This window comes from Micromonospora sp. NBC_00898, assembly GCF_045207895.1.
GTDB lineage: Bacteria > Actinomycetota > Actinomycetes > Mycobacteriales > Micromonosporaceae > Micromonospora.
The window spans coordinates 2953123-2974991 of the sequence record NZ_CP108775.1 but is presented as its reverse complement, the minus strand read 5'-3'; the positions used below and the strand labels follow the sequence as shown (position 1 = coordinate 2974991).

The window sequence follows — 21869 nt, the reverse complement described above, 5'->3', positions numbered from 1 at the left end:
GGCCGGCGGAACGCTCCCGTCACCCGGCCCGCGGGTCGCTCAGGAGAGTGCGGGCCTCCATCAGCGCGAAGCCGAGCAGGTTCGCGCCCCGCCACCGGGTCGGGTCGTCGGCCCGGGGGTCGTCGGCGGCCAGGCCGATGCCCCAGATCCGGTCCACCGGGCTGGCCTCGACCAGCACCCGCTCCCCGGTGCCGAGCAGGTACGCCGCCAGCTCGTCGTACTGCCCGAACTTGGCAACGCTGCCGGCCACCACGATGTCGTAGCGGTGGGCCACCCAGGTCGCTTCGTCGAAGCCGCGCACCTGCCGGCCGAGGGATTTGACCCGGTGCGGGTGCGCGGTGGTGAGGATCCGCTCGGCGATCCCGGTGTCCCCGAGAGGGTCGCCTTGTGCCACATCATCCAGTGCTCGGCGGTCGCGTACGTCCGGCCGTCCACGGTGAACGGCGCCGGCCACCACTGGCTGAGGCAGCCGGCGCCGACGCTGCCGTCGCGCTGCGGCCGGTGCCCCCAGAAGTGCAGGTACTTCACCCGCTCCCCGCCTTGGACGGTGTCGACGAGATCGGCGACGGATCGTGGCGACATGGCCGACAGTCTGCCCGAGGCACCGACAACCCGCCGCCGTGTTTCCCGGCCGGCGAAACGGTTGGTGGGGCGGAGATCCCAGCCGACATCCTCGAACTCTGGGTGCCCGCCGAGGAGCTGGAGCTGTTCAACCGGCACATCGTGGGCCGGATCGAGGTCGTCCACGAGTTCCGCGCCGACCCGGCCACGGCCGGCTGAGCGGGGCGCCCGGGTCTCGGGGCGCCCCACGTCGCGGGGTCAGGAGGCCGGCACCCCGGTGTACGCGGCGGTGGTCCGTGCCGCGGCGGCCCGGGCCTCGTCGGCCGGGGTGCCGGCCGCCACGCTCGCCTCGCCCCAGCGCTCGCTGCTCAGCGTCATGAACCGGCGGCCCTCGTCGGAGCCCATCCAGGCGGCGGCATCCGCCGGGGCGACCCCGCTGCCGTCGGCCGCCAGGTGTGAGGCCAGCCCGAGCAGGCCCATGTCCCAGCCGACGCCGACGGCGCCCGGTCCGAACTCGGCCCAGCGCTGGTCGTCCACGTGCGCGACGTGCTCCAGCTCGAACCGGGTACGTCCCTCGCCCGCCGGGCTGAGCCGCACCTCGATCCAGCTCACCTCGTCGCCGTACTCCCAGGTGGCGGTGAAGCCGTGCGGCGGGTCGCAGCGCTCGATCGTGCCGCCCGCGTTCCCCTCCAGCTGGTAGCGGCCGCCCAGCCGCAGGTCGCCGGAGATCGGCAGGAACCAGCGGGGGATCCGCTCGGCGCTGGTGCAGGCGTCCCAGACGTCCTCCACCGGCGCGTCGTACGTCTGGCTGATGATGCTCACGCGCGCCTGTCCGGCGGGCAGCGTACGGCTGCCGACGGTGCGTTCGACGGCGCTGATCTGCCCGATCACGTCGATCATGGTGCTGTCCTCTCATCGGGGCCGCCCTCGCGCAGCCGCCGCTCCCGCCGCCCGCGGGCCAGCTCGGTGGCGAGCGCCTCCAGCGGAGGCGTCCAGAACCTGCGGAAGTGGTCCAGCCAGGCGTCGACCTGGCGCAGCGGTTGCGGGTCCACCGCGTAGAGGCGGCGGGTGCCCTCGGGTCGTACGGTCGCGAAGCCGTTGTCGCGCAGCACCCGCAGGTGCTGCGACACGGCCGGTTGGGAGATGCCGAACTCCCGCTGGACCGCCGCGCAGAGGGTGCCGGCGGTCTGCTCGCCCTCGGCCAGCAGTTCGAGGATCCGGCGGCGGATCGGGTCCCCGAGGACGTCGAAGGCGTGCACCCACCCTTCCTATCAGATCGCGCTTATATAAGCTAGCGGTGGTGTTGCCTGCGCCGGCGTGCCGCCCGGCGCAGCTCGTCGGCGCCCCAGACGATCGGCGGGAACGCCGGCAGCAGCGCCAGCATGGCCGGCTCCGGCGGCCGGGTGCCGAAGACGGCCCGCAACGGGGGCACGCCGACGATCAGCGCGGCGACCGCGAGCTCGAAGACGATCCCCCACAGCAGCAGCCGATTGCTGAACACGCCCACCGAACGCAGCGAGACGTGCTCGGTCCGCGCCGCGAAGGCGGTGCCGATCTGGCAGGACACGATGCCCAGGAAGGTCATCGTGGTGGCCTCCCGGTACGCGTCGTGCAGCGCGCTGCCCGGCCCGGTGGGCGCCCCCGGCCGCCAGCCGGCCCGCAGCAGCACGGCGAAGAACCCCGCCAGCACCAGTGCCGCCGAGATCAGCCCGAGGAAGCCGTAGCCCCGGGCCACCATCGGCCCGTTCACCACCTTGTCGCTTCGCCGCCGGGGTGGCCGCTCCATCAGCCCGGGTTCGGCGGGCTCCCGGCCCAGCGCGAGCGCGGGCAGCGTCTCGGTGCCCAGGTCGATGGCGAGGATCTGCATCACGGTCAGCGGCAGCGGCACCGCCCCGGCGGAGAGCGCGAAGATCAGGAACGGCACGACCTCCGGGGTCAGGTGGGCGAAGATGTAGAGGATGAATTTTCGGACGTTGTCGTAGACCCGGCGGCCCGCCGCCACGGCGGCGACGATCGTGGCGAAGTTGTCGTCGGTGAGGATCATCGTGGCGGCCTCGCGGGTCACGTCCGTGCCGGTCCGGCCCATCGCCACCCCGATGTCCGCCCGCCGCAGCGCCGGCGCGTCGTTGACCCCGTCGCCGGTCATCGCCACCACCTGGTGGTTGGCCCGCAGCGCCTCGGCGATGTGCAGCTTCGCCTCCGGGGAGACCCGGGCGAAGACCACCTCCCGGTGTTCGGCGAGCAGGTCCCGCAGCCGATCCGGGGACATCCCGTCCAGTTGATCGCCGGTCAGCACGGTGGGTTCGCCCCGGGTGATGCCGACCTGCCGGGCGATCGCGGCGGCGGTCAACCCGTGGTCGCCGGTGACCATGATGATCCGGATGCCCGCGGTGTGGCAGCGGGCGACCGCCTCCGGCACCTCCGGTCGGGGCGGGTCGACCATCGCGACGAAACCGAGGAAGGTGAGGTCCCGCTCGGCGTCCGCGCGGCCCGCCGGCGCCGTCGGCAGCGGGCGCCGGGCCACGCCGAGGACCCGCCGGCCCTGCCCGGCCTGCGCGGTCACCGCCGCGTCCAGCTCCTTCCGGTACGCCTCGTCGAGCGGCCGGTCCGTGCCGTCCGCCCCGACGACCCGGGTGCAGCGGCGCAGCACCTCCTCCGGCGCGCCCTTGGTGTGCAGCCAGAGTTGCCCGGCGTCGGAGTCGACGGTGGACATCAGCCGCAGCTTCGGGTCGAACGCGAACTGTGTCCGCCGCCCGGCGTGGTCGTCGGTGACGCCGAGGTCCGCGGCGAGCCGCAGCGGTGCCACCTCGGTGGGGTCGCCGCTGTCCAGGTCGGCGTTGTTGCAGGCCGCCACCGCGACGGCCAGCGCACGCAGCGCCGCGTCGGGTCGGGCGCCCCGCCCCGGGGCCGGGTCCAGCAGGGTGTCGGCGGCGCGGACCGCCACCACCCGCATCCGGTTCTCGGTCAGCGTGCCGGTCTTGTCGGTGCAGATCACGTCCGTCGAGCCGAGCGTCTCGACCGCGCTGAGCCGCTTCACCACCGCGCCCACCCGGGCCAGGCCGCGTACGCCGACGGCCAGGGCGAGGGTGATGGTGGGCAGCAACCCCTCCGGCACGTTCGCGACCAGCAGACCGATGGCGAAGGTGAAGGCGTCGGAGATCGGCATTCCGGCGACAAACACGCCGAGCGGGAAGAAGACCAGCCCGGCGCCGACCGCCACCCCCGCGATCAGCCAGGCGACCCGGCGGACCTGCTTCTCCAGCGGGCTCTCCTCGCGCCCCACCCGCTGCGACAGGGCGGCGATCCGGCCCAGCTCGGTCCGCATCCCGGTGGCGTGCACCAGGGCCCGGGCCTCGCCGCTCAGGCAGTTGGTGCCGCTGAAGACCAGGTTGGCGGCCTCGGTCGGGCCGCCTCGCGACGGTGGCGCGTCGGCCGAGCGGTAGACCGGCTGGGACTCGCCGGTGAGGGCGGAGAGGTCCACCTCGACGGTGCCCTCGATCAGCCGGGCGTCGGCGGAGACCCGGTCCCCCTCGGCCACCGCCAGCACGTCGCCGGGGACCAGCTCCGCCGCCGGGATCTCCTGCCAGCGTCCGTCCCGGCGGACCCGGGCGTGCCGGGGCAGGTAGCGGGTGAGCGCCTCGACCGCCCGCTCGGCCTGCCGCTCCTGCGCGGAGGCGAAGAGCGCGTTCAACGCGATCACCACCAGGATCGCCACGGCCAGCACGACGGTGCCGGCCACCCAGGCCAGCGCCGCGGCCACCCAGAGCAGCAGCGCCAACGGGTGGACGACCTGCCGGCCCAGCTCCCGCCACCAGCCACGCCGCCGCTGCCGCCGCAGCTCGTTCGGCCCGTACGCGGCCAGCCGCCGCCGGGCCTCGGCGGTGTCCAGGCCGTCGGGGCCCGCCGAGAGGGCGCGGCACAGCTCGGCCAGCGGCGCCCGCGGGTCCGGCCCGCCGGTCGTCGCCTGCTGCTCCACCACGGTCCCAGGCTGCGGTACGGGCCGGCCCCGGCGGGCCCGGTTCCGGGTTTCCGGCGGGCCGGCTCAGCCGAGCCGGGCGGCGACCGCGCTGCGCAGCTCGGGCAGCCGGTCGTGGAGGAGCCCGGGGCACTGCGTGTTGTTGAAGTCCTTGTGCCCGTAGATCTCGGTGGCCGGGATGGCGTACTGCTGGCAGGTGAACGCGCAGAACAGCACCAGGCTGTCCCAGAGCGCCTGCGGCGGCTGGACGTCGAGGTAGATGCCCTCGTTCTCGATGCCGATGGCCTGGCTGTTCTGCCCGACGCAGTGCGCGCCCTGCACCATGGTCTGCCCGTGCAGCAGCGCGTAGAGGCTGCCGTGCCGGCCCTCGGTCAGGTATCCGCCCCGGCTGTTGGTGAAGTGCTGCCCGGAGTCCAGCCAACCGTTGGTGTCCATGTGCAGGTCCTGGATGTCGCGGGAGTTCTGGTACGCGTGGGCCAGGCTGTAGTCGGTCGAGTTGGGGAACGCCGTGTGGTGGATGATGATCTTGTTGGGGCGGTTCTGCACCACGGTCACCGCCGACGACGGCGGGCGGGCGCCCCAGGTGGCGCAGTTGGCGATCGTCGGCTGGTCGACCCGGGTGGCGACCGCCCGGGCGCCGCGGTCGCCGGTGAGCTGGCCGAGCGCGGTGACGCCGGCGGCGGCGCCGAGCAGGACGGCGCCGCGCAGCACGGCCCGCCGAGGTACGGGGGCGGACATCGGAACCTCCTCGTCTCAGGGCTCCTCCGGTGGCGGGCCGGGCAGGCCCGCCACCGGTGCGGGATCAGCAGGGTCCGTTGCAGGCCGGCACCTTGAGCCGGTCCAGGGTGCCGTTCCAGACGTTCTGGTCGCCGGGGAAGACGCCGGAGGACGACCACTGCCAGAACGAGTACGTCGACCAGCCGGCCGGCAGGGTGCCCACGGAGCTGGAGTAGCGGGCGATCCAGAGCGGGTCGTTGGCGGCGAAGCCGCTGTAGTTGCCGGTGCAGGTGGTCCACCAGTCGGTGGTGGTGTAGATCGTCGCCCACCGGCCGGTGCGGGAGTGGTACTGGTTGACGAAGGAGGCGATCCAGCTGCGCATCGAGCTCTGGCTCAGCCCGTAGCAGGTCGAGCCGTACGGGTTGTACTCGATGTCGAGCGCGCCGGGCAGGGTCTTGCCGTCCTTGGACCAGCCGCCGCCGTGGTCGACGAAGTAGTTGGCCTGGGTGGCGCCGCTGGTGGTGTCCGGCCGGGCGAAGTGGTAGGAGCCCCGGATCATCCCGACGTTGTACGAGCCGTTGTACTGCTGGGCGAAGTACGGGTTGGTGTAGTACGTGCCCTCGGTGGCCTTGACATACGCGAACCGGGCGCCGTTGTTCCAGGCGGCGGACCAGTTGACGTTGCCCTGGTAGCTGGAGACGTCCATGCCGGGCAGCCCGGCCGGGGCGGCGCTGGCCGGCGTGGCGCCGAGGACGGTCGAGGCGGCCAGGGTGACCGTGGTGAGCAGGGCGGCGCCGGCGGTGCGCAGCGCCGTTCGGAGGGGACGGTTCATCTTTCCTCCCGGGGGGATGCCGCGTCGGCGGCGGGAGTGGGGGCGAAAGGAACTGTCAGTATTAGGTCACAGGATGAAGATTAACTTCAATAGATACATGGAAGATTTTCTTTATGTCTGAATCGGGTGGGCGAACGCGCTTGCCCGTGCCCGCGGAAATCATCCGGGCCGGCGTGTCGATCCGGCGGCGGCCCGTTCGTGTGGAGGGTGAAGGGGCCGGCAACGGACCGGCCGCCGGGCGAGGAGGAGACCGTGAAGCAGTACCTGATCAGCATGTACCAGCCGACGGGCGAGGGGATGCCCGACCCGGAGTTCCTGGCCGGGGTGATGCGCAAGGTCGACGCCATCCACGACGAGCTGGTCGAGGCCGGGTCGTGGGTCTTCGGCAACGGGCTGCACGCCCCGGAGACCGCCACCGTGCTCCGGCCGAAGGGCGACGAGGTGCTGGTCACCGACGGGCCCTACGTCGAGGGCAAGGAATACCTGGGCGGCTTCACCATCATCACCGCGCCGGACCTGGACACCGCCCTCGAGTGGGGCCGCCGGTACGCCCTGGCGACCACCCTGCCCATCGAGGTGCGTCCGTTCCAGGGTGAGGTCTGACCGTCGCCCACGCCCGACGACGTCGAACGGGTGTTCTGCGGCTTGAGCATGTCAACGGCGCGCGTGACAGTGCGCCGGGCCGACCCGTACTCGGCGGCAAGCTGGTCATAGGTCGGCAGGCGTTGCCCACGAGGAAATTCACCAGCGGCTATCCGCCGTTGGAGATCGTCCGCGACCTTCGCCGACGTCGGGCCGCGCATATCCCGCGTATCGCCCAAAGGACTGCCCTTTCGCGTTGATCTAGGGCGAATTCGCCTGCCTGGAGATCCACTCACGCGATTTCGCCCTAGATCGACGGCAGTGGAAGCGGCGGGGCCGTGACGGGCGGCAGGGCGGGGCGGCGAAGCAGCAAGGAGCCCGAAGGAAGTGCGGGTTTAAGAAAATTAAGATCAACTTCTTGAAAGTTGAGGGTGCGGCGAGTAAAACTTTAGATATGACAGAGCAGGCGATGGACTGGCAGGAACTCACGAACCTGACCCGGGGCCAGCCGTTCGTCGTCGAGCGGGTGCGCCTGGCAGGCGGCGGCGTCGCGATCGAGGGCGAGTTCGAGCTACCGCAACTGGCTCAGCTCAACGTCGAGGATCAGGTCTTCGTCACGGCGTTCGTGCGGTGCCACGGTTCCATCAAGGAGATGGAGCGGATCTTCGGGGTGAGCTACCCGACGATCAAATCACGACTGAACCGGATCACGCAGATGCTCGACTTCGTCGAGACCGATCCGGCGCCGTCGCGGGCCGACGTCATCGATCGGTTGCGCCGCGGCGAGATCACCGCACAGCAGGCACTGTCCGAATTGGAGGGTCGCACATGATGCCGCAGTTGTTGACCGTACGGGTCAAACGCCCGGACGGTCGTCCCATCCGGATCTGGGTCCCGGTACTCCCCGTAGTGCTCGTGTTCTCACCGGTCGTGGTCCTGGCCGTACTGGTGGCGGCCGTGGCCTGCCTCGTGTACCGCGTCAGTGTGGTGCGGGCACTCGGCACCGGTTGGCGCATCGTCTCCGCGTTGCCCGGCACCCGGGTCGACGTCGAGCAGGGCCGTACGGCTGTGCTCGTAACTATCCGATAGGAGAGGTTCCAATGAACGAACAGCGCAAGGACATCCTCGACATGCTGGCCGAGGGCAAGATCACCGCAGAGGAGGCGGAGCAGCTCATCGCCGCGCTCGAACGGGACCAGCCGCCGGCGGCGTCGAGTCTCGACGCCCGGCCGAAGGGCAAGGCGAAGTACCTGCGGGTGGTGGTGGACGCCCTTGAGAACGGCGAGCCGGCGCGGGTCAACGTGCGGGTGCCGCTGCAGCTGCTGCGGGCCGGCGTACGGCTGGCGGCCCTGATCCCGCCGCAGGCACTGGGTCAGGCCAACGCCGAACTGAACAAGTCGGGCGTGCCGTTCGACCTGACGCAGCTCAAGCCCGAACAGCTCGAGGCGCTCGTGGAGCACCTCGACGAGATGACCGTGGAGGTCGACCAGCCCGATGCCAAAGTACGTGTCTTCTGCGAGTAGGCGCCGTCCAGTTGGACGGACCCCCGAGAGGTGCTGGAACACCCTCCCGAGGCCGCGCCCGCTACAGCAGAGCACGGTTGAACTGCCAACCTGAAGTCTAGCCGCTCATCGGCGCGTAGCGGAGGGGCCACTCGGACGAGTGGCCCCTCCTTCCATTCAAACATCCACAGCGGTCAATGAAAGTCCGCGGGGCTCAGCTCGTCGATGAGGTCCCGGTAGGTGTGCTCGCGGAACCCGGTGACCACGCCGGTGATCGCCGCGGTGAGGTCCGGAACCGGTCGGAACACGTCAGGGAAACGGACTGGCTTCGGGGAGTCGCCGCGCTGGCACGACGGGCGGCTCTGGCTGGCCGACTGGGGCGCCGGGGAAGTGCTCAGCGTCGACGCCTACGGCCGGACCGAGGTGGTGGCCCGGGTCTACGGCCTGCCGATCTGCCTGGACTGGCTGCCCGACGGCCGGCTGCTGGTCGTCGCCGGCGGGGCCGGGCGGCCGCTGCGCCGGGAGACCGACGGCACCCTGGTCGGCCACGCCGACCTGCGGTCGCTGGTGGCGCACCCGTGGATCGAGGTGGTCACGGACGTCCGGGGCAACGCGTACGTCAACACCATCGGGTTCGACTTCCCCGGGGGCGAGTTCGCGCCGGGCGCGATCGCCCTGGTCCCGCCCGACGGCCCACCCCGCCTCACCGCGTACGACGTCGGCGCCGACGGCTCGCTGACCGGCCGGCGGGTCTGGGCCGAGGTGCCGGGCTCCGCCCCGGACGGCATCTGCCTCGACGCCTCCGGCGCCGTCTGGTACGGCGACGTGCCGAACCGCTGCGCCGTGCGGGTGGCCGAGGGCGGCCGGGTGCGGGACCGGATCGACCTGGACCGGGGCTGCTTCGCCTGCGCCCTCGGCGGGCCGGACGGCCGGACGCTGTTCCTGGTGGTCACCGAGTGGTCCCCGCGGGCGCTGGCCGGCGGCCCCCGTACCGGTCAGGTCCTGACGATCGGCGCGCCCGCGCCGGGCGCCGCCCGTCCGGTCAGCGCGGCGCCGCGATGAGCCGGTCCCGCGGCTCGGGGGAGTGCGGCGCCACCGGATCCGGTCCCGGCGGGCGCAGGCCGCCGAGGAACAGCGCGACGAGTTGATGGCCGACCTCCGCGAAGGTCAGCGGCCCGTCGGGATGGAACCAGGTGTGCGTGTTGCCCAGGGCGCTGAGGAACGCGTGGGTGATCACGGTGGCGGAGAGGTCGCCGCGCACCACGCCGCTGTCCTGCCCCTCGCGGACCAGGTCGCGGAACAGGTCGTGGTAGCGCCGCCGCTCCCGGCGGGTCGCCTCGGCCTGCTCGTCGTCGAGCAGGTGCGCCGAGCGGGCCCAGACGGTGAGCTCGGCGGCGTGCTCGGCGGTGTGCTCCACCACGTCGAGGGCCGCGGCGCGCAGCCGCTCCTCGACCGGCCCGGGGCCGTCCGCGATCTGTCGCAGCCGCTGGGTCTGCTCGGCGAGCAGCTCCCGGTAGATGCTGGTGAGCAGCTCGGACTTCGACCCGAACCAGTGGTACAGGGCGCCCTTGGTGACCTCGGCCGCGGCCACGATCTCCTGCACGCTGGTCGCCTCGTAGCCGCGCCGGGCGAAGAGTTCGGTGGCGGCGGCGACGATGCTGCGCCGGGCCGAGCCGCGCGGCGCCCGCCGCCGCCCGGCCGGTGCGGTCGTCACGGTCACCGCGACTCCAGCTGCCGGCGGATCTCGCGCCGGGCGACGTCGCGGACGTGCACCTCGTCGGGGCCGTCGGCGATGCGCAGCGTACGGGCGCCGGCGTACATCGAGGCGAGCGGCACGTCGTCGGAGACGCCGGCGCCGCCGTGCACCTGGATCGCCCGGTCGAGCACCTCGAGGGCGACCCGGGGGGCGATCACCTTGATGGCGGCGATCTCGGTGCGCGCGCCCTTGGCGCCGTACTTGTCGATCATCCAGGCGGCCTTGAGGGTGAGCAGCCGGGCCTGCTCGATCGCCATCCGGGACTCGGCGATCTGCTGCTGCACCACGCCCTGTTCGGCCAGCGTCCGGCCGAAGGCGACCCGCCCGGCGGCGCGGTGCACCATCAGGCTGAGCGCGCGCTCGGCCAGGCCGATGGCGCGCATGCAGTGGTGGATGCGGCCCGGTCCGAGTCGGGCCTGGGCGAGGGCGAAGCCGCCGCCCTCCTCGCCGAGCAGGTGCGACGCCGGCACCCGTACGTCGGTGAAGACGACCTCGCCGTGGCCGTGCTGGTCGTGGTAGCCGAAGACGGGCAGCGAACGGACCACCTGGACGCCGGGGGTGTCCACCGGCACCAGGATCATCGACTGCTGCCGGTGGGTGTCGGCCGACGGGTCGGTCTTGCCCATCACGATCATGATCTGGCAGCGCGGGTCGGCGATGCCGGTGGTCCACCACTTGCGGCCGTTGATGACGTACGAGTCGCCGTCGCGTTCGATCCGGGTGGCGATGTTGGTGGCGTCGCTGGAGGCGACGTCCGGCTCGGTCATCGCGAAGGCCGACCGGATCTCGCCGTCGAGCAGCGGGCGAAGCCAGCGCTCCTGGTGCTCGGCGGTGCCGAACATGTGCAGGATCTCCATGTTGCCGGTGTCCGGTGCCGCGCAGTTGGTCGCCTCGGGGGCGAGCTCGATGGAGCGGCCCATCAGCTCGGCGAGCGGGGCGTACTCCAGGTTGGTCAGGCCGGAAACGGCGGGCAGGAAGAGGTTCCACAGCCCGCGGCGGCGGGCCTCGGCCTTGAGGTCCTCGACGACGGCGGGCAGGTGGTGACGGTTGCCGGCCGCGGTGAGCTCGGCCCGCCGCGCGGCGTACACCGGCTCGGCCGGGTAGACGTGGTCGTCCATGAACTCCTGGAGCCGCTTCAGCAACTCGGCGCCGCGTGCTGTCGGTTCGAAGTCCATGGCTGCCTCCCCATTGACGCGCGTGTCGGCGGCTCGCTACCGTCGCCGGACGCCGAACATACCGTCTGGTCGGTATGCCGTCCAGGGTGCGGCGCCGCGACCGTGAGGAGTCCCAGGGTGAGCGTGATGGACCGGTTCCGCCTCGACGGGAAGGTCGCCGTGGTGACCGGCGCCTCGTCCGGCCTGGGGGTGTCGTTCGCCCGCGCGCTCGCCGAGGCCGGCGCCGACGTGGTGCTCGGCGCCCGCCGCGTCGAGCGGCTGCCGGACACGGGCGCGCTCGTCGAGGCGGCCGGCCGCCGGTACGCGGCCCGCGCCACCGACGTCAGCCGGCCGGAGGACTGCGAGGCGCTGATCGCCACCGCCGTCGAGCACTTCGGACGGGTGGACGTGCTGGTCAACAACGCCGGCGTCGGCACCGCCGTCCCCGCCACCCGGGAGACGCCCGACCAGTTCCGCTCCGTCGTCGACGTCAACCTGATGGGCAGCTACTGGATGGCGCAGGCCTTCGCCCGGGCCGCCACGAGCGGCGGTGCCATCGTCAACATCTCCAGCGTCATCGGCCTGCGCCCCGGCGGCATCCCGCAGGCGGCGTACGCCTCCAGCAAGGCCGGCGTGATCGGGCTGACCCGCGATCTGGCCGCACAGTGGACCGGCCGCAAGGGCATCCGGGTCAACTGCATCGCCCCCGGCTTCTTCCGCTCGGAGATGAGCGACCAACTGGAGCCGGCCACCTTCGAGATGGTCAGGGCGCTGGCGCCGGCCGGTCGCCTCGGCGAGCACGAGGAGCTCGCCGCCACCCTGATCTGGCTGGCCAGCGACGCCTCGTCGTACGTGACCGGTGCGACCGTGCCCGTCGACGGCGGCCTGGTCATGCCGTGACGTCGTCCACGGCGGAAACCCTTGCACCGTAAGTGCAACAGCCGCGCCTCCGTCGATCTCATTTGCGCCGATTGATCCCGCCGATGTCACAGCGTCGTAACGAAACATCGACGCCAACCGCTTGATCGATACACTCCCGGTGTAACAACCAGCCCCATGCTTCGCCCGAGTCGCCCCGCGCATCCCCCGCCGCCGCGTCCTCGCAAGAGGTGAACATGAGCCCTCCACCCACCGCCGGAATCGATCTGGCCCTCCACCACGTCGGCGTGCGGTTCGGTGGGCTGGTCGCCCTCGACGACGTCTCCCTGCGGGTGCCACCCGGCCGGATCGTCGGCGTGATCGGCCCCAACGGCGCCGGAAAGACCACCCTGTTCAACGTCGTCTGCGGGTTCGTCCCGCCGACCAGCGGCACGCTCACCCTCGACGGCCGGCCGTTCCGGCCCCGCCCGCACCGGCTCACCCGGCTCGGCATCGCCCGCACCCTCCAGGGGGTCGGCCTCTTCCCCGGCCTCAGCGTCGTCGAGAACGTGCTGGCCGGCGCCAGCCACGCCGCCCGCGCCGGCTTCGCCGCCGCCCTGTTCGGCCTGCCCCGCAGCGACCGCGACGAACGGCGGCTGCGGGACGAGGCCCACGACCTGCTGGCCGAGCTGGGCGTCGCGCAGCACGCCGCGGCCGCCCCCGCCACCCTGCCGTACGCCGTCCGCAAACGGGTCGCCCTCGCCCGCGCCCTGATCGCCCGGCCCCGCCTGCTCCTGCTCGACGAGCCGGCCGGCGGCCTCGGCACGGAGGACATCGCCGAGCTGGCCGCGCTCGTCACGGCGCTGCCCGCCCGGGCCGGCGGAGCCTGCTCGATCATGCTCGTCGAGCACCACATGGACCTGGTGATGTCCGTCTGCCACGAGATCGTGGTGCTCGACTTCGGCCGGGTCATCGCCACCGGCACTCCCGACCAGGTGCGGGACGACCCGCTGGTCACCGAGGCGTACCTCGGCGCCGACGTCCCGGCCGGGGCGGCGGCGCCGGGCCCGGGGGGCGACTCGTGAGCGCCCTGCTGGAGGTGGCGGCGCTCAGCTCCGGCTACGGCCCGGTGCCGGTGCTGCGCGACGTCACGCTCAGCGTGCCCACCGGGACCGTCACCGCCGTGCTCGGCGCCAACGGCGCGGGTAAGACCACCCTGCTGCGGACCCTGTCCGGCCTGCTCCGACCCACCGGCGGGCGGGTCCGCTTCGACGGCGCCGACCTGCGCGGCGTCCGCGTGGAACGCCTGGTGCGCCGCGGCCTGGCGCACGTGCCCGAGGGGCGCGGCATCGTCGCCGAGCTGACCGTCGAGGAGAATCTGCGCCTCGGCGGCCTGTGGCGCCGGGACCGGGCCGACGCCCGCCGGGCGCAGGACGAGGTGTACCAGCTCTTCGAGCCGCTGGCCCGGCGCCGGCGGCACGCCGGCCACCAGCTCTCCGGCGGGGAACGGCAGATGCTCGCCCTCGGCCGGGCGCTGATCGCGCGCCCCCGGCTGCTGCTGCTCGACGAGCCGTCGCTCGGGCTCGCCCCCCGGGTGGCCGCGCAGATCATGGCGCTGCTGCGCCAGCTCTGCGACAGCGGCGGGCTGACCGTCCTGCTCGTCGAGCAGAACGTGCGCAGCGCCCTGTCCGTCGCCGACCAGGGTGTGGTGATGTCCCTCGGCCGGGTCGTGACGGCCACCCCGGCGGCGCAGCTGCGCGACGACGCCACCCTCCGCCACGCGTACCTCGGGTTCTGACCGCCGCCCGGCACGTAGGAAGGATCCGCGCTTGGACCGGTTCTTGTTCCTCACCTTCGACGGACTGTCCACCGGCGCCGTCTACGCGGCGTTCGCCCTCGCCCTGGTGCTCATCTGGCGGGCGGCCCGTCTGGTCAACTTCGCGCAGGGCGCGATGGCGGTGGCGACCGCCTACGTCGGCTACGCCGTCGCCTCCGCCACCGGCTCGTACTGGCTCGGCCTCGGCGCCGCCGTCCTCGCCGGCCTCGCGCTGGGCGCGCTCGTCGAACGGGTGCTGATGCGCTTCGTCGGCCACGCCAACCCGCTCAACGACGTCATCGTCGCCCTCGGCCTGGTGCTGCTGATCCAGGCGGTGCTCGGCATGGTCTTCGGCAACGAGTACCGGCCGGCGGCCGCACCGTTCGACACCGACGCGCTCACCGTCGGCGGGGTCGCCGCGCTGTCCCCGTACGACCTGTGGGTCCTCGGCGCGGTCCTCGCGGTCGTGGTGCTGCTCGGGCTGCTGTTCACCCGGACGCCGATCGGCCTGCGGATGCGGGCGTCCGCCTTCGCGCCCGAGGTGTCCCGGCTGCTCGGCGTCGACGTCGGCCGGATGCTCACGCTGGGCTGGGCGCTGGCCGCCGCGGTCGGCGCCCTCGCCGGCATGCTGGTCGTCCCCACCGGGCTGGGACTGCACCCGCACGCGATGGACCTGGTCTTCGTCGTCGCGTTCACCGCCGCCGTCGTCGGCGGCCTGGACAGCCCGGCCGGCGCCGTGGTCGGCGGCCTGCTGGTCGGCCTGATCCTGTCGTACGTCACCGGCTACCTCGGCCCCGACACCACGCCGCTGGCCATCCTCGTCCTGCTGCTGGCGGTCCTGCTGGTCCGTCCCGGCGGGCTCCTGTCCAGCGCGAAAGCGAGGCACGTGTGACCGCCACCCGGCCATCCGACGTGTCCACGGCACCGTCGCCGCTGCGCCGGCTGCTGCCCGGCCCGCCCGGCGCCGGGCCGCGCGGGTCGACGCTGCTGCGCCACCTGGTCCTGGCCGTGCTCGCCGGGACGGCGGTCGTGCTGCTGACCAACCAGTTGCCGCCGTACCAGAACCTCCAGGTCGCCCGGGTCTGCGCGTTCCTCTGCGTGACCGCCGGCTACACCGTCCTGGTCGGGCTCAACGGCCAGCTCTCCCTCGGGCACGGGGCGCTGATGGCGACCGGCGCGTACACCGTCGCCCTGATGCAGCAGGGCTTCGACGAGCGGGCGGTGCAGGGCCGGTGGATCCTGCCGCTGTCGCTGCTGCTCGCCGTCGGGGTGACCGCGCTGGCGGGCCTGATCATCGGGCTGGCCGCCGCCCGGCTGCGCGGGCCGTACCTGGCCGGCGTCACCCTCGCCGTGGCGACCCTGGTCCCGGCGATCACCACGATCTTCACCGACGTGTTCAACGGTGAGCAGGGGTTGCGCTTCCCGGCGGAGACGCCGCCGGCGTTCCTCGGCGCGTACTTCCAGCCGGAGCGCTGGCTGGCCTGGGTCGCGCTGCTCGCCGCGCTGCTGACCATGCTGCTGATGGCGAACCTGGTCCGCAGCCGGTTCGGTCGGTCGCTGCGCGCCGTCCGCGACGACGAGGTGGCCGCCCAGCTGGCCGGCATCCACGTCGCCCGTACCCAGGTGCTCGCCTTCGTGGTGAGCGCCGCCTGCGCCGGCCTGGGCGGCGGGGTGTACGCGGTGCTCACCGCCACCGTCGCCCCGGGCAAGTTCTCCCTCGACCTGTCGCTGTTCCTGCTCATGGCGATCGTGATCGGCGGCCTGGGCAGCCTCGCCGGCGCGGTCTGGGGCGCGGTCCTGCTGGTGGCGCTGCAGGACCTGCCGAGCCTCATCACCGAGACCTTCACCCTGCCGTCGGGCCTGGCCCGGCGGCTGGAGGGCAACCTGGCCCTCGCCGTGTTCGGCCTGATCCTCATCGTCGTCATGCTCGCGGCCCCGGGCGGCCTCCAGGGCGCCGCCCGCACGCTCAACGCACGTCTGCGGGCACGTCTCCGGGCCGCGCGCCGCTGACCCACCCCGGTTCCACCCACCCGTTCGCCCCCGTCGCACCGGAATGGAGAACCATGCAACCCACCGCACGCCGCGCACTCGCGGCCGCTGCCGGCCTCGCGCTGCTGGTCGGCGCGTCAGCCTGCGCCAACGACGAGAAGCAGGCGGCCGAGAACGTCCCGGGCGTCACCGACACCGAGATCGTGATCGGCACCCACCAGCCGCTCACCGGCCCCGCCGCCCCCGGCTACTCCAAGATCTCCGCCGCCACCAAGGCGTACTTCGACCACGTCAACAGCAAGGGCGGGGTGAACGGCCGGAAGATCGTCTACAAGGTGATGGACGACGGCTACAACCCCGCGAACACCGACAACGTGGTCCGCAAGCTCGTCCTCGACGACAAGGTCTTCGCGCTCCTCGGCGGCCTCGGCACCCCCACCCACACCAACGTGCTGGAGTTCATCAAGGCGCAGAAGGTGCCCGACCTCTTCGTCTCCTCCGGCAGCCGCAACTGGAACCAGCCCGACAAGTACCCGACCACCTTCGGCTGGCAGCCCGACTACACCGTCGAGGGCAAGATCCTGGCCACCTTCGTGAAGCAGCAGTTCCCCGGTCAGAAGGTCTGCCACTTCGGGCAGAACGACGACTTCGGCCGCGACTCCCTGGTCGGGGTCGAAAAGGTCCTCGGACCGATGGCGGCCAAACAGACCTACACCCCCACCAACCAGCAGGTCGGCCCGGCGATCGGGGCACTGAAGGCGGCCGGTTGCCAGGTGGTGATCTCGGCGAGCATCCCCGGCTTCACCGCGCTGGCCATGGGCCAAGCCGCCGGCCAGGGATTCAAGGCGCAGTGGGTGGTGTCCAACGTGGGCGCGGACTACACCACGCTGTCCAAGCAGCTCGGTGACAAGAAGGTGATCCTGGAGGGGATGCTCGCCGACAACTACCTGCCGATGGCGGGCGACGCGGGCAACCCGTGGATCCAGGCGTTCACGAAGATCCACCAGCAGTACAACGCGGCCAACCCGATCGACGGCAACGCCGTCTACGGCTACTCGATGGCGTACACGTTCGTGCAGGCGCTGCTGGCGGCCGGCAAGGACCTGACCCGGGAGAAGCTGGTCGACGCGGTGCGCAAGGGCGGCTTCAAGGGGCCGGGCCTCACCCCGTTCCGGTACAGCGAGGACGTGCACGCCGGCTACAGCGGCGTACGGATGAACAAGGTCTCGGGCGGCGTACAGAGCTACTTCGGCCCGACCTGGACCACCGACGACGGTGACGGCGAGGTCAAGGAGTTCACCGAGACGCCGACCGCGCCACCGGCGGACACCATCCCGACGACCTGACCGGCGCGACCGCCGGCCACCGGCCGCGAACGGGTCGCCACGGCGCTGTGGCGACCCGGTTCCGGCGAGTCGCCGCGGCTCCGGAGCACCCGGCGGGCGTCGTTACGCTTCCGGTGCAGCTCTTCCCGGCGCCGCCGGCCGTACCGACAGGGGACCGTCAGATGATCGACGTGGACACCGACGCGCCAACGCGGGTGGACGGGCGGGCCGCGCGGGCCGAACGCACCCGCGGCGCCATCGTCGAGGCGCACCTGGCACTGATCGACGAGGGGGACCTCAAGCCCACCGGGGAGCGCATCGCCGAACGCGCGGGGGTGTCGCTGCGCACCCTGTGGACCAACTTCAAGGACATGGAGGCCCTGTACGCCGCCACCGGACAGCGGGTCAGCGAGCGGCAGCAGGAGTTGCTCCGTCCGGTCCCGCCGGAGTTGCCGCTCACCCGGCGGATCGAGGAGTTTTGCGCCCAGCGCGTCCAGATGCTGGAGGTGCTGGCGCCCTCGGCCCGCGCCTCCGCGCTGCGCGAGCCCTTTTCGCCCCAGCTGCGGCGCAACCGGGAGGGCAACATCGCCCGGGTACGCAGCGGGATCGAGAAGGTGTTCGGCCAGGAGCTGGCGTACGCGGGGGAGGGGCGCGAGCAGTTGCTCGACGCCTTGACCGTGGCGAGCACCTGGTCGGCCTGGTCGATGATGCGCGACGCGATGGGCCTCGACGTCGAGGCGGCCCGGGCCACCCTGGCGCGGATCCTCGGCGCGCTGCTGGTCGACGCCATCGCCGCCGGCCTGCGGTGACCCACGACGCTGCCGGACGTCTCAGCGCCCGGCGAGCTGCTTGATGGTGTCCAGCATCTTCGCCCAGTTGGCCTCGGAGTGCTCGCGTTCCTCCGCGCTGCCGGCGTTGCTCTGGCTGATCGTCAGCTCGGTGCGACGATCGGCGGGAGTCAGGTCGAACGTGAGCGTGTGGTAGTTCTCGGGCACGTCGGGCTGGCCGCTCAGCGGGCTGAAGTGCGTGAACCGCAGCATCCGCCCGGGTTCGACGGCCAGAATCTCGCCCTTGTCCTGAAAGGTCTTCCCGTCCCACTCACCGGTGAAGGTGATCGGGCTGCCGACCCGCCAGTCGGTCTCGACCTTCGCACCGAAGAACGCCCGGCTCAGCCGCTCCGGATCGGTCAGCACCTGCCAGACGGCAGCCGGCTCGGCGTTGATGACAGCGGTGCTCGTCGCCATCGCTTCCTGCGTCACGGCTCTCTCCTTCCGCTCCGCCGAGGACTTCACCGCCATGGTGCCCACTCGTCATCCGTTGAAACGGAGCAGCGCTGACCGGTGCGGAACGCCGTCGGATCCGTTGATGAAGGCAGGACGGTCATCCGTCCGCGCGTTGATCCGACCGGAGGGCCAAGTGCATTACGCCTCGTTCACGCCGGACACCAGACACACGGCCGGCATCCTGCTGCTGGCCGTGCTGGCGATCGAGTACGGCGGCACGTACGTGCTGCGTCTGGTGCGCGGCTCCGCGCCGGCGACCCCGTTCCAGCTCCGCTTCGCGCGAGCCGGCCACGCCCACGCCGGAATCCTGGTCGTCCTGGCACTGGTGACGTTGCCCTACGCCGACGTCGCACGCCTGTCGGGCGGGTGGGAGCTGATCGCCCGGAGCGGCGTCTGGTTGGCGGCGATTCTGATGCCAGCCGGGTTCTTCCTCGCCTCCGCCGGTCGCGCCGTGCAACGGCCCAATCGGTTCGTCGTGCTCGTCTACGCCGGGGCGGTGGTGCTCGCCGCCGCCGTCACCACACTCGGCGTCGGGCTGCTGCGTTCCTGACCGGTCGACGCCGGTCAGTCGCGCAGGGTCCGCAGGATGCGGGCCAGGTCGGCGCGGTCGGCCTCGCCGAGGTCGCCGAAGAACCGTTCCGCCTCGGCGTCCCGGGCGGCCCGGATGGCGGTGCCGACCCGGGTGCCCTCGGCGGTCGGTGCGACCAGGGTGGCGCGCCGGTCCTCCGGGTCGGGCCGGCGCTCGACGAGGCCGCGCTCCTCCAGGCCGTCGACCACCTCAGTGGTGGAGCGGGGCGCGATGTGCAGGTGCTCGGCGAGCGTGCTCAGCCGTACCGGGCCGTGCCGCATCAGCACGGCCAGCGCCCGGGCGTGACCGGGGTTGATCTCCCACGGTTCGAGGGTGCGGCGGGACTGGTGGCGCAGCCGCCGGGCCACCGCCCAGAACAGGTCGGCCAGGCTCTCCTCGTCGTTCCCGGTCACCGGAATACCGTAGCAGCGCTTCTTGTTGCCACCTCATGATGAGGTAACCTCAGGATTCCCTGAACAGGAAGCGAGCACCCCTTGGAAGCACCCCGTGAAGGCCGCGGTGGCGGCCCCCGCGCCGTCAGCGCCGCTGAGAAGGCGCAGGCCCGACAGGTGTCGCTGCGCCGGGTCGGCGGGCTGTTCTCGGCGCACCGCGGTCCGCTGGCCGTCGTCGTGGCGATCATCGTGGCGTCGTCCGTCATCGCGATGGCGTCGCCGTTCCTGCTCCGTACCGTGATCGACCGGGCCCTGCCGGAGCGCGACCTGACCCTGCTGGTCTGGCTGGTCCTGGGCATGGTCGCCGTCGCGGCCGTGACCTCGGTGCTCGGCGTCGTGCAGACCTGGATCTCCACCCGGGTCGGGCAGGAGGTCATGCACCGGCTGCGCACCGACGTCTTCGCCCACCTGCACCGCCAGTCGATCGCGTTCTTCACCCGCACCCGCACCGGCGAGGTGCAGTCCCGGATCACCAACGACATCGGCGGCATGCAGACCGTCGTCACCTCCACCGCCACGTCGATCGCGGCGAACCTCACCACCGTCGTCGCCACCGCGGTCGCCATGGTGGCGCTGAGCTGGCGGCTGTCCCTGGTGTCGCTGGTCGTGCTGCCCCCGGCGATCTGGCTGACCCGCCGGGTGGCCCGGATGCGCCGCGAGATCACCGCGCAGCGGCAGCGGGAACTGGCCGACCTCAACGTGACCATCGAGGAAGGGCTGTCGATCAGCGGCGTGCAGCTCAGCAAGACCCTCGGCGCCGGCCCCAAGCTGGTCGAGCGGTTCACCGCCTCCTCGGCCCGCCTCGTGGACCTGGAACTCCGCTCCGAGCTGGCCGGCCGGTGGCGGATGGCCGCGATGAGCGTCATCTTCGCCGCCATACCGGCGGTCATCTACCTCAGCGCCGGCCTGCCGGCGACCGCCGGCACGCTGAGCATCGGCACGCTGGTCGCCTTCACCGCCCTGCAGGGCGGCCTGTTCCGGCCGCTGATGGGGCTGCTCAACGTCGGTGTCTCGCTGACCGCCTCGCTGGCGCTGTTCGCCCGGATCTTCGAATACCTGGACCTGCCCGTCGAGGTGGACGACCCCGCCCGGCCGGTCGCCGTCGACCCGGCCCGGGTCCGCGGGCACCTGCGCTTCGAGGACGTGACCTTCAGCTACCCGGGCAGCGACACCGCCGCCGTCGCCGGCGTCAGCCTGGACGTCCCGGCCGGCACCAGCCTCGCGCTGGTGGGGGAGACCGGCTCCGGCAAGAGCACCCTCGCCGCGCTGATCACCCGGTTCCACGACCCGGCCGCCGGCCGGGTCACCATCGACGGCGTCGACCTGCGCGACCTGCGCCTGGCCGACCTGGCCGCCGTCGTGGGCGTGGTCAGCCAGGAGACCTACCTGCTGCACACCACGGTGCGCGAAAATCTGCGGTACGCCCGGCCGGACGCCATCGACGCGGAGATCGAGGACGCGGCCCGCGCCGCGCAGATCCACGACCTCATCGCCGCCCTCCCCGACGGGTACGACACGGTCGTCGGCTCCCGCGGGCACCGCTTCTCCGGCGGCGAGAAGCAGCGCCTCGCCATCGCCCGTACGCTGCTGCGCGACCCGCGCATCCTGGTGCTCGACGAGGCGACCAGCGCGCTGGACACCGAGACGGAACGCGCCGTGCAGCGGGCCTTCGACGCGCTGTCGGCGGGCCGCACCGTGGTCACCATCGCGCACCGGCTCTCCACCGTCCGCGACGCCGACCAGATCGCGGTGATCGACCACGGCCGGATCGTCGAGTCCGGCACCCACCAGAGCCTGCTCGACCGCGCCGGCCGGTACGCGGCGCTCGCCGCGTGACCGGCCACGGCCCGACGGGGCGTCCCTCGTGACCGCGCACGCCCCGACCCCGCGCCGATCCGGCCGCCGGGGCGGGCCGTCCGCGGGCTACCGGCCGGCTGCGGCGCGCACGCGCGGGTCCGCCAGGGCCCGCGCCATCGCGGCCAGCAGGCCGCTCGCGCAGAGGCCGGGCGCGCCGACCAGGAACTCCTCGCGCTCCATCCACTCGACCCGCTCGACGCCCGGCCGATTCAGCAGCGCCTGGTCCAGCGAATGCGCGGCGTCGTCGTCGTAGCACAGCCGGGCCTCGTCGCCGAGCCACAGCCCCCAGTGGAACGGGCCGATCAGCTCCGGTCCGCTGTCGGTCTCGTCGTAGATCTCCAGCCACCGGTCGCGCGACTGCGCCGGCGTGACGCCGAGCGCACTCGCCTCGACGAGGTCCTGGACCGTCAGCGGCTCCATGCCGCGTTCGGTGACCGGCAACACCAGGCCGGTCAGCTCGTCGTCGTGCTCCGGACACGAGCAGTCGGGCCGCTGCGGCGGCGTCCAGTCGTCTGTTCCATGTCGGTCGATGAAGGGCATGGCGGGATCGTACGGGTGGTGCGTGCTCCCGTGGGGTCCCCGGAACGCCCGGCGGCCGACGGGCCGGCGAACATCCGGCGGCCGCCCTGGCGCGGCCGCTC

At 72.6% G+C, this 21869-nt stretch carries 24 protein-coding genes and 3 pseudogenes; 15 read left to right on the top strand and 12 right to left on the bottom strand.

Annotated elements, in window-relative coordinates:
- Positions 1 to 19: 19 nt before the first annotated feature.
- Positions 20 to 582, bottom strand: a pseudogene (locus OG799_RS14540) (NADAR family protein).
- An 84-nt stretch (positions 583 to 666) separates the two neighbouring features.
- Between OG799_RS14540 and OG799_RS14535 the strand changes: the two are divergent.
- A pseudogene (locus tag OG799_RS14535) lies at positions 667 to 780 on the top strand (ADP-ribosylation/crystallin J1); the annotation flags it as partial.
- 39 nt (positions 781 to 819) lie between these two features.
- Here OG799_RS14535 and OG799_RS14530 read toward each other — a convergent pair.
- From OG799_RS14530 to OG799_RS14510, 5 genes are all read right to left on the bottom strand, one after another.
- On the bottom strand, positions 820 to 1461 hold the full coding sequence (locus tag OG799_RS14530) for an SRPBCC family protein (protein WP_406045564.1): 642 nt from the start codon (positions 1459 to 1461) through the stop codon (positions 820 to 822).
- Positions 1458 to 1820 (bottom strand): ArsR/SmtB family transcription factor, encoded by a 363-nt coding sequence (locus OG799_RS14525; RefSeq protein WP_406045563.1) that lies wholly within the window; start codon positions 1818 to 1820, stop codon positions 1458 to 1460. The genes OG799_RS14530 and OG799_RS14525 overlap by 4 nt, the downstream gene beginning before the upstream one ends.
- Before the next feature lie 32 nt (positions 1821 to 1852).
- Positions 1853 to 4540, bottom strand: a complete 2688-nt coding sequence (locus OG799_RS14520; RefSeq protein ID WP_406045562.1) for a cation-translocating P-type ATPase — start codon at positions 4538 to 4540, stop codon at positions 1853 to 1855.
- A gap of 63 nt (positions 4541 to 4603) precedes the next feature.
- On the bottom strand, positions 4604 to 5275 hold the full coding sequence (locus tag OG799_RS14515; protein ID WP_406045561.1) for a peptidoglycan recognition family protein: 672 nt from the start codon (positions 5273 to 5275) through the stop codon (positions 4604 to 4606).
- A 64-nt stretch (positions 5276 to 5339) separates the two neighbouring features.
- On the bottom strand, positions 5340 to 6086 hold the full coding sequence (locus OG799_RS14510; protein WP_406045560.1) for a lysozyme: 747 nt from the start codon (positions 6084 to 6086) through the stop codon (positions 5340 to 5342).
- Between the two features lie 252 nt (positions 6087 to 6338).
- On the opposite strand from OG799_RS14510, the gene OG799_RS14505 reads away from it, so the two are divergent.
- On the top strand, positions 6339 to 6689 hold the full coding sequence (locus OG799_RS14505) for a YciI family protein (protein ID WP_406045559.1): 351 nt from the start codon (positions 6339 to 6341) through the stop codon (positions 6687 to 6689).
- Positions 6690 to 6739: 50 nt separating this feature from the next.
- Here OG799_RS14505 and OG799_RS14500 read toward each other — a convergent pair.
- A pseudogene (locus tag OG799_RS14500) lies at positions 6740 to 6889 on the bottom strand (GntR family transcriptional regulator); the annotation flags it as partial.
- A gap of 233 nt (positions 6890 to 7122) precedes the next feature.
- Between OG799_RS14500 and OG799_RS14495 the strand changes: the two are divergent.
- The 4 genes from OG799_RS14495 (at position 7123) to OG799_RS14480 (ending at position 9232) form a co-directional block, all read left to right on the top strand.
- Complete coding sequence (locus tag OG799_RS14495; RefSeq protein ID WP_406045558.1) at positions 7123 to 7500, top strand: DUF2089 domain-containing protein; 378 nt, start codon at positions 7123 to 7125, stop codon at positions 7498 to 7500.
- A gap of 83 nt (positions 7501 to 7583) precedes the next feature.
- Positions 7584 to 7757: a hypothetical protein gene (locus OG799_RS14490; protein ID WP_406045557.1), complete on the top strand. Its 174-nt coding sequence runs from the start codon at positions 7584 to 7586 to the stop codon at positions 7755 to 7757.
- A gap of 11 nt (positions 7758 to 7768) precedes the next feature.
- The gene (locus OG799_RS14485) at positions 7769 to 8191 is read left to right on the top strand and encodes an SHOCT-like domain-containing protein (RefSeq protein ID WP_406045556.1); all 423 of its coding nucleotides are present in this window, start codon (positions 7769 to 7771) and stop codon (positions 8189 to 8191) included.
- A gap of 369 nt (positions 8192 to 8560) precedes the next feature.
- On the top strand, positions 8561 to 9232 hold the full coding sequence (locus OG799_RS14480) for an SMP-30/gluconolactonase/LRE family protein (RefSeq protein ID WP_406045555.1): 672 nt from the start codon (positions 8561 to 8563) through the stop codon (positions 9230 to 9232).
- On the opposite strand, the gene OG799_RS14475 is transcribed toward OG799_RS14480, so the two are convergent.
- Positions 9213 to 9890, bottom strand: a complete 678-nt coding sequence (locus OG799_RS14475) for a TetR/AcrR family transcriptional regulator (protein ID WP_406045554.1) — start codon at positions 9888 to 9890, stop codon at positions 9213 to 9215. The genes OG799_RS14480 and OG799_RS14475 overlap by 20 nt on opposite strands.
- On the bottom strand, positions 9887 to 11101 hold the full coding sequence (locus tag OG799_RS14470; RefSeq protein WP_406045553.1) for an acyl-CoA dehydrogenase family protein: 1215 nt from the start codon (positions 11099 to 11101) through the stop codon (positions 9887 to 9889). The genes OG799_RS14475 and OG799_RS14470 overlap by 4 nt, the downstream gene beginning before the upstream one ends.
- Before the next feature lie 126 nt (positions 11102 to 11227).
- On the opposite strand from OG799_RS14470, the gene OG799_RS14465 reads away from it, so the two are divergent.
- The 7 genes from OG799_RS14465 (at position 11228) to OG799_RS14435 (ending at position 17877) form a co-directional block, all read left to right on the top strand.
- Entirely contained in the window at positions 11228 to 11980 is a 753-nt protein-coding gene (locus tag OG799_RS14465; protein WP_406046289.1) for an SDR family NAD(P)-dependent oxidoreductase, read from the top strand.
- A 215-nt stretch (positions 11981 to 12195) separates the two neighbouring features.
- Complete coding sequence (locus OG799_RS14460; protein ID WP_406045552.1) at positions 12196 to 13023, top strand: ABC transporter ATP-binding protein; 828 nt, start codon at positions 12196 to 12198, stop codon at positions 13021 to 13023.
- Positions 13020 to 13736 carry an ABC transporter ATP-binding protein gene (locus OG799_RS14455; protein WP_406045551.1) on the top strand — a complete coding sequence of 239 codons (717 nt, stop codon included), beginning with the start codon at positions 13020 to 13022 and terminating at the stop codon, positions 13734 to 13736. The genes OG799_RS14460 and OG799_RS14455 overlap by 4 nt, the downstream gene beginning before the upstream one ends.
- Before the next feature lie 31 nt (positions 13737 to 13767).
- On the top strand, positions 13768 to 14646 hold the full coding sequence (locus OG799_RS14450; protein WP_406045550.1) for a branched-chain amino acid ABC transporter permease: 879 nt from the start codon (positions 13768 to 13770) through the stop codon (positions 14644 to 14646).
- Positions 14643 to 15764, top strand: a complete 1122-nt coding sequence (locus OG799_RS14445) for a branched-chain amino acid ABC transporter permease (RefSeq protein ID WP_406045549.1) — start codon at positions 14643 to 14645, stop codon at positions 15762 to 15764. The genes OG799_RS14450 and OG799_RS14445 overlap by 4 nt, the downstream gene beginning before the upstream one ends.
- 53 nt (positions 15765 to 15817) lie before the next feature.
- Complete coding sequence (locus tag OG799_RS14440; protein ID WP_406045548.1) at positions 15818 to 17089, top strand: ABC transporter substrate-binding protein; 1272 nt, start codon at positions 15818 to 15820, stop codon at positions 17087 to 17089.
- Between the two features lie 161 nt (positions 17090 to 17250).
- On the top strand, positions 17251 to 17877 hold the full coding sequence (locus tag OG799_RS14435; protein ID WP_406045547.1) for a TetR/AcrR family transcriptional regulator: 627 nt from the start codon (positions 17251 to 17253) through the stop codon (positions 17875 to 17877).
- Between the two features lie 21 nt (positions 17878 to 17898).
- Here the strand turns inward: OG799_RS14435 and OG799_RS14430 are convergent, their stop codons facing one another.
- Complete coding sequence (locus OG799_RS14430; RefSeq protein ID WP_406045546.1) at positions 17899 to 18327, bottom strand: SRPBCC domain-containing protein; 429 nt, start codon at positions 18325 to 18327, stop codon at positions 17899 to 17901.
- 157 nt (positions 18328 to 18484) lie between these two features.
- Here OG799_RS14430 and OG799_RS14425 point away from each other — a divergent pair, with 157 nt between their 5' ends.
- Positions 18485 to 18901, top strand: a complete 417-nt coding sequence (locus OG799_RS14425; protein WP_406045545.1) for a hypothetical protein — start codon at positions 18485 to 18487, stop codon at positions 18899 to 18901.
- A 14-nt stretch (positions 18902 to 18915) separates the two neighbouring features.
- On the opposite strand, the gene OG799_RS14420 is transcribed toward OG799_RS14425, so the two are convergent.
- Complete coding sequence (locus OG799_RS14420; RefSeq protein ID WP_406045544.1) at positions 18916 to 19332, bottom strand: MarR family winged helix-turn-helix transcriptional regulator; 417 nt, start codon at positions 19330 to 19332, stop codon at positions 18916 to 18918.
- 156 nt (positions 19333 to 19488) lie between these two features.
- Between OG799_RS14420 and OG799_RS14415 the strand changes: the two genes are divergently transcribed.
- On the top strand, positions 19489 to 21207 hold the full coding sequence (locus OG799_RS14415) for an ABC transporter ATP-binding protein (RefSeq protein ID WP_406046288.1): 1719 nt from the start codon (positions 19489 to 19491) through the stop codon (positions 21205 to 21207).
- Positions 21208 to 21294: 87 nt separating this feature from the next.
- Here the strand turns inward: OG799_RS14415 and OG799_RS14410 are convergent, their stop codons facing one another.
- Positions 21295 to 21768, bottom strand: a complete 474-nt coding sequence (locus OG799_RS14410) for a hypothetical protein (RefSeq protein WP_406045542.1) — start codon at positions 21766 to 21768, stop codon at positions 21295 to 21297.
- Between the last annotated feature and the right edge of the window lie 101 nt (positions 21769 to 21869).